Origin of the sequence: Frankia sp. BMG5.23, assembly GCF_000685765.2 — a bacterium.
In the GTDB taxonomy this organism is placed as follows: Bacteria; Actinomycetota; Actinomycetes; order Frankiales; family Frankiaceae; genus Frankia; species Frankia casuarinae.
This window is the reverse complement of the sequence record NZ_JDWE01000092.1, coordinates 1-8944: the sequence shown is the minus strand read 5'-3', so window position 1 is coordinate 8944 and position 8944 is coordinate 1. Positions and strand designations below refer to the sequence as shown.

At 71.3% G+C, this 8944-nt stretch carries 11 protein-coding genes; 6 read left to right on the top strand and 5 right to left on the bottom strand.

Features of this window, described 5'->3' with window-relative positions:
• Positions 1-100 precede the first annotated feature (100 nt).
• Positions 101-286: a hypothetical protein gene (locus BMG523DRAFT_RS27570; protein ID WP_076806814.1), complete on the bottom strand. Its 186-nt coding sequence runs from the start codon at positions 284-286 to the stop codon at positions 101-103.
• Between the two features lie 68 nt (positions 287-354).
• The gene (locus BMG523DRAFT_RS21065; RefSeq protein WP_011438140.1) at positions 355-585 is read right to left on the bottom strand and encodes a biotin/lipoyl-binding carrier protein; all 231 of its coding nucleotides are present in this window, start codon (positions 583-585) and stop codon (positions 355-357) included.
• Positions 586-742: 157 nt separating this feature from the next.
• Here BMG523DRAFT_RS21065 and BMG523DRAFT_RS21060 point away from each other — a divergent pair, with 157 nt between their 5' ends.
• The gene (locus BMG523DRAFT_RS21060; protein ID WP_232234866.1) at positions 743-1450 is read left to right on the top strand and encodes a DUF5317 domain-containing protein; all 708 of its coding nucleotides are present in this window, start codon (positions 743-745) and stop codon (positions 1448-1450) included.
• 159 nt (positions 1451-1609) lie between these two features.
• Here the strand turns inward: BMG523DRAFT_RS21060 and rsrA are convergent, their stop codons facing one another.
• The 3 genes from rsrA to BMG523DRAFT_RS21045 form a co-directional block, all read right to left on the bottom strand.
• Positions 1610-1894 (bottom strand): mycothiol system anti-sigma-R factor, encoded by a 285-nt coding sequence (gene rsrA, locus BMG523DRAFT_RS21055; RefSeq protein WP_011438142.1) that lies wholly within the window; start codon positions 1892-1894, stop codon positions 1610-1612.
• Positions 1891-2700: a sigma-70 family RNA polymerase sigma factor gene (locus tag BMG523DRAFT_RS21050; RefSeq protein ID WP_011438143.1), complete on the bottom strand. Its 810-nt coding sequence runs from the start codon at positions 2698-2700 to the stop codon at positions 1891-1893. The genes rsrA and BMG523DRAFT_RS21050 overlap by 4 nt, the downstream gene beginning before the upstream one ends.
• A gap of 62 nt (positions 2701-2762) precedes the next feature.
• Positions 2763-3392 carry an alpha/beta family hydrolase gene (locus BMG523DRAFT_RS21045; RefSeq protein ID WP_308726831.1) on the bottom strand — a complete coding sequence of 210 codons (630 nt, stop codon included), beginning with the start codon at positions 3390-3392 and terminating at the stop codon, positions 2763-2765.
• 185 nt (positions 3393-3577) lie between these two features.
• On the opposite strand from BMG523DRAFT_RS21045, the gene BMG523DRAFT_RS21040 reads away from it, so the two are divergent.
• The 5 genes from BMG523DRAFT_RS21040 to BMG523DRAFT_RS21015 all read left to right on the top strand — a co-directional run bounded on the left by BMG523DRAFT_RS21040 (position 3578) and on the right by BMG523DRAFT_RS21015 (position 8614).
• Positions 3578-4366, top strand: a complete 789-nt coding sequence (locus BMG523DRAFT_RS21040) for a methyltransferase domain-containing protein (RefSeq protein ID WP_011438145.1) — start codon at positions 3578-3580, stop codon at positions 4364-4366.
• 182 nt (positions 4367-4548) lie between these two features.
• Complete coding sequence (gene aroA / locus BMG523DRAFT_RS21030; RefSeq protein ID WP_011438146.1) at positions 4549-5889, top strand: 3-phosphoshikimate 1-carboxyvinyltransferase; 1341 nt, start codon at positions 4549-4551, stop codon at positions 5887-5889.
• 75 nt (positions 5890-5964) lie between these two features.
• Positions 5965-6951: a ribosome small subunit-dependent GTPase A gene (gene rsgA, locus BMG523DRAFT_RS21025; protein ID WP_011438147.1), complete on the top strand. Its 987-nt coding sequence runs from the start codon at positions 5965-5967 to the stop codon at positions 6949-6951.
• Between the two features lie 101 nt (positions 6952-7052).
• On the top strand, positions 7053-7898 hold the full coding sequence (gene hisN / locus BMG523DRAFT_RS21020; protein WP_035729794.1) for a histidinol-phosphatase: 846 nt from the start codon (positions 7053-7055) through the stop codon (positions 7896-7898).
• Positions 7895-8614, top strand: coding sequence for a glycerophosphodiester phosphodiesterase (locus BMG523DRAFT_RS21015; protein ID WP_011438149.1), 720 nt, complete (start codon positions 7895-7897; stop codon positions 8612-8614). The genes hisN and BMG523DRAFT_RS21015 overlap by 4 nt, the downstream gene beginning before the upstream one ends.
• The last annotated feature ends 330 nt before the right edge of the window (positions 8615-8944 follow it).

Here is an 8944-nt window from a genome sequence, read left to right as displayed (position 1 = left end):
CGGACCGGCTACTGACCCTCCTCAACCGCAACGACGGCAACGACGGCTACGACGACGACGTCACCCTCCTCCTCGCCCACGCCCGGCGGGGTCGGCGAGCTCAGACCGAGAGCAGCCCATGCTCCGCGCACCGGGCCGACCAACCCACCGGGGTGACCTGGACGACCATCCGCCGCCGGCAGGCTCGACAGTAGCGGGGTGGCTCCAGCTCGCGGGCCCGCCGGCAGGCCTCGTGGCTGCCCACACTGGCCAACTGACCGCAACGGTCACAAAACGCGGCGTCCATAATGGGCAGCTTAGGACATCGCCCGAGGCATCGGATCTCTCAGCCGCTACCCCGCCGAACAAGGACGATCAGGCGGCGGGGAGCGGCTCGACCACGGCGATCAGGTCACCGTCCTGGACGACGTCGCCCTCCTGCACCGCGATCCGGGCGACCGTCCCGCCGTCCTCGCTGATCACGGGGATCTCCATCTTCATCGAGTCGAGGATCACCAGGGCGTCACCGGCGCTCACCGGGTCTCCCACACCGACGACGACCTTCCAGACGTTGGCCACCATCTCAGCGCGGACTTCCTCGGCCATCAGGCTCCCTTCAGCGGCGGTGAATCTGGCAAGAGCGTAGTGCGCCGAGGCTGTCCGACCAACGTCCCTGGGCCCCGGATGTATCCGGGCCGGCACGCTGGGGCGACGCGACCGCCCGGTGCTGGGACTGTCGCTCATAACACCGCACACTACGCATGTGCTCGTACTTCTGGTGCTGACCCTGCTATGCGGTCTGGGCGTCGGCCTCGCCCGCGGCGGAACTCTCGGCGCCCTCGCCCGCATCGATGTCTCCCGACCATGGCTGCTCGCCGCGGCGGTCCTGGTGCTCGCGATCGGCCGACTCGTGCCCGCCCTGCACAGCCCGGCGTGGATCGCGGCCGCCGTGGTCACAGCCCTGTTCGCCAGCGCGAACAACCGCCTGCCCGGACTCGGTCTCCTGGTCACCGGTCTCATCTCCAACGCCGCCGTCATCACCGCGAACGGCGGCCAGATGCCGGTGTCGCGGTGGGGGGCCGACCACGCCGGTGTACCGATTTCCGACATCTTGACCTCGGCATTTCACACGCCGGCCGGGGATGGTACGGTCCTGCGCCTGCTCAGTGACATCATCCCGCTGCCCCTGCCCTGGACGCCCGCGGTCGTCAGCGTCGGCGACGTGGCGATCGCCGCGGCGCTGGGACTGTTCGGAACGCTGGCCCCCGTGCGGGCGTGGCGCACGTTGCAGGCCCGCCGCCACGCCAGGGCGGTACAGTCTCCGGCCCAGGGGAACCTCGGCGATGGCTCACCGGATGGGTTCGGCGACGCCGACGAGGACGACGGCCTCGACGGACCCGCCGGTCACCTCCCGTCGGTGCGGACTGGCACGATGACTGCACGTCGAAGCAGAACGGAGGGAGATTCCTGATGGCGAAGAAGAAGCGCAAGCGGCGCGCACGGGCGAAGAACAAGGCCAACCACGGCAAGCGCCCGAACACCTGAGCCACCCGGCGGGCCGTGGCAGCCACGGCCCGCCCCCGGGCTGCCCGATACTCCGTCCGGCCCCAGCTACTCCGGCGGGCCCCAGCTACTCCGGCCGGTACTCGGCGGCGTCGATCTCCACCCGGGCGGCCCGCAGCCGGGCGAGCAGGCTCGCCCGCAGCGACTCGGGCGCCCGCTCCCCGCCGCACTTACGGGCGACGAGCATCTTCACCTCGTGCTCCACTCCGAACTCGCGCAGGCAGGGGGAGCATTCGTCAAGGTGGGCCCGAATCAGATTCTGCTGCCCGCCCTCACACTCACCGTCGAGATACAGAAAAACCGCGTCGAGCACTTTCCGGCAATCGATCTCGTGTGGACCGCCGCAGCTCACGACGCACCGCCCTCGCCGTCGGCGGAACCGGCCGCCACGAGCCCACGGTCCAAGGCGTACTTCTCCAGGGACTTCCGCAGACCCCGGCGACCGCGGTGCAACCGGGACATCACGGTCCCAATCGGCGTACCCATGATCTCCGCGATCTCCTTGTAGGCGAAGCCCTCGACGTCGGCGAGGTACACCGCCATGCGGAAGTCCTCGGGCAGGGCCTGCAGGGCGTCCTTGATGTCACTGTCCGGCAGGTGTTCCAACGCCTCGGTCTCCGCGCTCTTGAGCCCACTGGACGTATGCGACCCCGCCTCGGCGAGCTGCCAGTCCTCCACCTGCTCGGTGGGGCTCTGCAACGGCTGGCGCTGCCGCTTGCGGTACGTGTTGATGAACGTGTTCGTCAGAATCCGGTAGAGCCAGGCCTTGAGATTCGTGCCCGCCTGAAACTGGTGGAAGGCCGCGAACGCCTTGACGAAGGTCTCCTGCACGAGATCCTCCGCGTCGGCGGGATTACGGGTCATGCGCAGGGCTGCCGCATACAGCTGGTCGAGGTAGGGAAGGGCGTCCTGCTCGAAACGGGCGCCTCGCTCCTCGGTGGTCTCGTCGACCAGGATCACTTCCTCACCGTCATGCTCCCCGGCGGCCCACCCCGCGTCCACCACACCTGACCGGGCGACACGCGACCGTCCTTCCAGAGCGGACGATACCCCGGCCAAAGCCGGAGCGCGCATCGGCGCAACGCTCGGCAAAGGCCGGCCGGCGGCGGTCCGCGCCTGCGCGGACCGCCGCCGGCCGGTGCTGCTCCCAGGAGTCATGAAGCCTCCGTGACGTCATCTGGCTGCCGGTTAGCTGTCGGCTGACTGCCCACACAACCGGATCAGCCCGCGGATGATTCCCGCAGCCGGCCCCGCAGCCAGAATGCGCCGACCCGGGCCGCTTCGGCCACGCCCTCGCCGGGCGGACGCGCATCCCGTCGGCGGGTCTGGAAGGAGTGGTCGGCTCCCGCGACGAGATGGATCTCGCGGCCGAGTTCCGGATCGGGCCGCGGTCGCCCGAAGGAGTCCCGCTCACCCTGGACGACGAGCACCGGGACGCCCGCGCCGTCGAGTTCGTCCTGCCGCGACGGCCTGGTTTTGCCTGCCGGCGTGGTTCCCGGTGGCTGGAGCGGGAAGCCGAGGGCGAGCACGCCGCACGCCTCGAGCCCGGCCGCGACCCGCATAGCCACCCGCGATCCCATCGAGGCGCCGGCGAAGGCCAACGGGCGCGGCGGGCCCAGCGCCTCGACCGCGGCGATCGCGACCGCGTCGAGCCGGGCCGGCCGGTCCGGCGCCCGCCGCCCGGCGACGCGGTACGGCATCTCCAGCCGCGCCACCTGCACCCCGACAGAGGTGAGATATGCCGCAAGTTGGACGAAAAGCGGCGTGTCCGTGCCAGTCCCGGCTCCGTGCAGGAAGAGCACCGTCGACTCCGCCGTGCCGGGAACCACCAGCAGCCGTCCGCCGTCCACAGCTGTGGGCGCTCCATCACCCGGGACCTGCCCGGGGTCGGCGGCGGTGGACGGCGAATCCGGTGCGCATCTATCCGCGCGAACAGGGAAGGACACGGCGTGGTCGAGCCTGGAATCTGTCAGACTTCCGCCTTGAGTGTGTGACTTACCTCGCATCATCGCCCCTCGAAGGGTAGGAACGTTTCATGCCGCCTGGCCCCGACGCCGATCCGGGTCCGTCTCGCGGACGAGCGAACACCCTGGTCTGCGAGGCTCCAGCCAACAGTGACGACCCATACTGGGCGTTCTACGAAGAGGTCGCGGCGGTCCAGCTCCGCGAATGGCTGCCGTCCCGGCCCGCGCGGGTGCTCGACGTCTCCGGCCCGCGGGCCCGCTTCGCCCGCCAGATGGTGAGCACCGGCCATCAGGTCGTCCGGGTGGTCACCAGCGCCCTGCCGCCCGATCCGGCAAGCGGTCCCGGAACGCTTCTGCCGGTGGTGGGGGACCCCCGCTCGCTGGACTGGTTCGCTCCCGGTTCCTTTGACGCCGTCCTCGCCGAGGCTCGGGCGCTGTCGTTCTGCCTCGCCACCGAGACCATCCTGGAGGAGATCCATCGGATGCTGCGGCCGGGCGGCCAGCTGCTGCTCTGCGTCGATTCCCTGCTGCTCGGACTCGCCCGGCTCGCCGAACAGCACCGCTGGGCGGAGCTGTCCGACGTCCCGCGGGCGGACGTGGTACTCGTGCCGGCGGAAGACGGAACGATCACCCGGTGTTTCTGGCCCGAGGAACTTCGGGCACTGCTGACCAGCGCAGGGCTCGACGTGGACTGGATCCGCCCGCGCACCGTGCTCTCCGCGGAGGCGGTCAAGCGCGCGGTCGCCGAGGACGTCTCGTGCTTCCCCACCCTGGTACGCACGGAGGTGGAACTCTCCGCCGAGCGTGAGGGTGAGTCCATCGGCATCCATCTCATCGCCTCGGCCCGCCGGTCCGCCTAAGATCCGGCGCGGCGGTCGGTCCACGCGGGCCAGGGGGCGAGGCGTTCGAGGACGGCCGCGATTCCCAGGAGCCGGGCCTCGTCCCCGTGCCGGCCGGCGGGAATCAGGTGGCGGGAATCAGGTGTCGGCCGGCGCATGTCACGAGGACGCGGTTGACCCGGGCCGTCGTCCGGCATGCTGTCATGGTGAGCATCCTGACGGGTAGCGAAGCCACCGGAACGCAGTCCGATCCGTGGCCGGCTCCACTCGCACGGCAACCGGTCGAGGCCGTCGTCGCGGTGCCCGGCTCGAAGTCCGGCACAAACCGGGCACTCGTGCTCGCCGCGCTGGCGAACGGAACCTCCCGGCTGCGGGGTGCGCTGCGCTCCCGCGACACCCTGCTGATGGCCGGGGTGCTGAGGACGTTGGGTATCGAAGTATCCACCGAGGGTCCCGACTGGGTCGTCCACGGCCACCCGACACCGAGCGCCGCACCCACCGCGCGCGCGGAGTGCGGAAACGCGGGCACCGTGGCGCGCTTCACCCCGGCACTGGCCACGCTGACCCGCGGCGACGTCGTCTTTGACGGAGACGCGCGGATGCGCGAGCGTCCGCTCACCCCGCTGCTCGGCGCGCTGCGCGAGCTCGGCGCCGAGATCGACGGCGACCGAATGCCCTTCACCGTGCACGGCCGAGGGCGGCTGCGTGGCGGCGAGGTGATCGTGGATGCCTCCCACTCCAGCCAGCTTGTCTCGGGGCTGCTCCTCGCCTCCCCGCACTACGACACCGGGGTGACGGTCGTCCACCGCGGGTCCCGGCTGCCATCGGCTCCCTACCTGGACATGACCGTCGCGGATCTACGGGCCGCCGGTGCCACGGTCGAGGTCGACGCCGTGTGCTCCCCCGCGGCCGGCCCGGTGGCGGACACCCGGCGCTGGCGCGTCGAACCGGGCCGGCCGACCGCCGCGGACCGGACCATCGAACCGGACATGAACAGCGCGGCGGCCTTCCTCGCGGCGGCGGTCGCCACCGGCGGGCGGGTGATGATCTCGGACTGGCCGGAGTCGACCGAGCAGCCCGGCCGGCTGCTGCCCGATCTGCTGGTGGCGATGGGAGGCACGGCCCGGCGCACGTCGGCGGGCCTGGAGATCACCGGCGCCGGTGCCGTCCACGGGATCGACGTCGATCTGTCCGACTTCGGGGAAGCCGCTCCGATACTGACCGCCCTCGCCGTGCTCGCCGACTCGCCGTCACGGCTACGGGGCATCGCGCACCTGCGGCTGCAGGAGACCGACCGGCTGGCCGCCCTGGCCCTCGAACTCGGTCGCCTGGGCGCACGGATCACCGTCGCCGACGACGGGCTGGCGATCAGTCCGGCGCCCCTGCACGGCGCCCGGCTCGACCCGCACGCCGATCATCGGCTGGCGATGGCCTACGCGGTGGTCGGCCTCGTGGTGCCCGGGATCGTCATCGACGACATCGCGACGACCGGCAAGACGGTGCCGGACTTCCCCGAGATGTGGACGGCGATGCTGGACCAATGAGCGGCGCGACGCGACGCCCCCCAGGCCAGGCCGGCTGCCCCCCGGGTCCGACCGACAGCGCCGGCGGCTAGTCCGATGGCCCGCGAGCTGGACGAGGACGACGTCCGGGTCCGGCCGAGCCGGGGATCGCGCCCCCGGACCCGGGACCGGCCCGACCATGCCGAGGCGGTCGCGGCGGTGGTAGTGGGTGTCGACCGCGGCCGGTACACCTGCCGGCTCGACACGATGGCCGACCGCCTGGTCGCGGCCGTGCGCGGTGGGTCGATGCGCCGGACCTCCGTGATAGTCGGTGACCGGGTGGCCCTCGTGGGAGATGTCTCCGGGGCGGCGGGCCTCTTGGCGCGCATCGTCCGCCGCGAGGAACGCACGAGCGTCCTGCGGCGCACCCCCGACGACAGCGATCCGGTGGAACGCCCGATCGTCGCGAACGCCGACGTCCTGGTCATCGTCTGCGCGGTCACCGATCCGCCGCCGCGGCCCGGCCTGATCGACCGATGCCTGGTCGCCGCCTACGACGGCGGGCTCTCCCCGGTCCTGTGCCTGACCAAGACGGATCTCGCGGATCCGGCAGCGCTGGTGGACCTGTACCGCCCACTCGGACTCCCCGTCGTGACCACGCGCCCCGGTGGGGACCTGCGCGCGCTGCTGGAGCTGCTGACCAATCGGGTCAGTGTGCTGTTCGGGCACAGCGGGGTCGGCAAGTCCACCCTGGTGAACCGGCTGGTGCCGGCGGCGGACCGGGCGATCGGCGAGGTCAACGCCGTGACCGGCCGCGGCCGGCACACCTCGTCGGCCGCTGTCGCACTGCGGCTGCCCCAGGGGGGCACTGTCGTGGACACCCCGGGTGTCCGGTCGTTCGGGCTCGGCGCGGTGTCCCCGGACCGCGTGCTGCGCGCCTTCGAGGACCTCGCCGCGGCCGCCGCGCACTGTCAGCCCGGATGCCAGCACCTGGCGCCGTCCCCCGACTGCGCCCTGGACTCGGCGGTGCGGGACGGCCATGCCGACGCCGCCCGGCTGGCGAGCCTGCGCCGGCTGCTCGGCACCCGCGGAGCCTCACCTTGATCGCAATAGATCGGGAGATTGGTCACACTAACCCCGCCACCTGGTGTCCGGCGCCCGGGACCACCGACGCGCGGTGGGGCTCGGCTCGTAGTCTCGCAGGCGTGACCCCGCCTAACCCCGCATCCGTGAGCATCGAACCGACCGCGGACTCCGACACCGTCGCCATCGCCGACGATCTGGCCCTCGCGCTCAGCCTCGCGGACGCCGCCGACCGGATCACTCTTTCCCGATTCCAGGCAGTAGACCTGCACGTCGAGTCGAAGCCGGACAACACCCCGGTCTCCGACGCCGACACCGCCGTCGAGTCCATGATCCGCAAACGGCTCGCCGTGGCCCGGCCGGGCGACGCCGTGCTCGGCGAGGAGGAGGGTCTCGTCGGATCGGGCGCCCGCCGGCGCTGGATCCTGGACCCCGTTGACGGCACCAAGAACTTCGTGCGCGGCGTGCCCGTCTGGGGCACCCTGCTCGGACTCGAGGTGGACGGCGAGATGGTCGTCGGGGTCGCGAGCGCCCCGGCGATGAGCCGACGGTGGTGGGGAGCCCGGGGCACCGGCGCCTTCACTCGCGACGCCACCGGCGACACCCGTGCCCTGAAGGTCTCCTCGGTCACCAGCCTGGGTGACGCCTTCCTGTCCTTCGCCTCCGTCGAGGGCTGGCAGACCGCCGACCGGCTGGAGGAGTTCCTCCACCTCGCCGGCCAGGTCTGGCGGACCCGCGCCTACGGCGACTTCTGGTCGCACATGATGGTCGCCGAGGGCGCCGTGGACCTCGCCTGCGAGCCCGAGGTGTCGCTCTGGGACATGGCCGCGCTCCAGGTCATCGTCGAGGAGGCCGGTGGCCGGTTCACCGACCTGGGCGGGCGCCGGGGGCCGGGACACGGCACGGTGCTCACCACCAACGGGCATCTCCACAACGTCGCGCTGCAGTCGTTCAACGGCTCTTCATGATCGGTTTTGCGCATCGTGGTTCTCCCGCCCCCGGCCAGCGGGAGAACTCCCTGCCCGCGTTCCGTCGCGCTCTGGCCGGCGGGGCGAGTGGGCTGGAGTCGGACGTCTGGCTCGCCGCCGACGGCGTTCCGGTCCTGCATCATGACGGTGTGTTCGGCCCGCCCGGGCGGCGTCGGCGGATTCCCGACCTGACCGCCGACCGCCTGCCGGGGTGGCTGCCAACCCTCGCGGAGTTCTACGCGCAGCTGGGTACGTCCTTCGAGTTCAGTCTTGATCTGAAGGGCCCGCCGGGCAGCTGGGCGGACGCGGCGGCGGCCGTCGTCACCGTCGCCCGCGAGGCCGGTGGCGGCGAGGCCGCGAGGCGGCTGTGGCTGTGCGGCGGGCTCACGGACCTAGCGAAATACCGACCGCTGGATGACGACGTCCGGCTGGTGAACTCGACGTCGATCCGCGACATCGTCACCGGCGGCGGAATGACCGCGTACGGCGATGAACTCCGGGCCGTCGGAGTCACCGCCCTCAACCTGCGCGCGCGTGAATGGACCCCACCACGGGCCGGCATCGTCGGTGTTCTCCACGACCTGGGTATCGCCGTGTTCGGGTGGGATGCGCAACGAACAACCACACTGACCCGGCTAGCCGGCTACGGGCTCGATGCGGTCTACAGTGACCATCTACGCCGGCTGGTACGCGTGACGGGTGCCACCCGGGCATAGCCAGCAGAGGTGCCCGGTGACGCGACTGTCGTAGGTGCGCCAAGGTCAGACGAATTGGGTAGTCAACCAGGCGAAGTCGTTGATTCAGTTGTGCGCAGCGTGACGCGACTCCGGCACACCGTCATATCACTGCTGGTTAGGATAGCGGTAAGTATTCGGCGATGGCGTGGAGGGGCTGGTTCCGCCGTGTGGCGGTGTCGTGGCTGTGGCGGGAGTCGGGCGGAGTGTCCGCGGGATGCTGGTGGGGGGTTGTGGGCTCTTCGTGATACGTCGGGTGTAGTTCCTGATACCGAGGACGCTGGTGATGTGTCCTGGGTGGTGTGTCTGTTC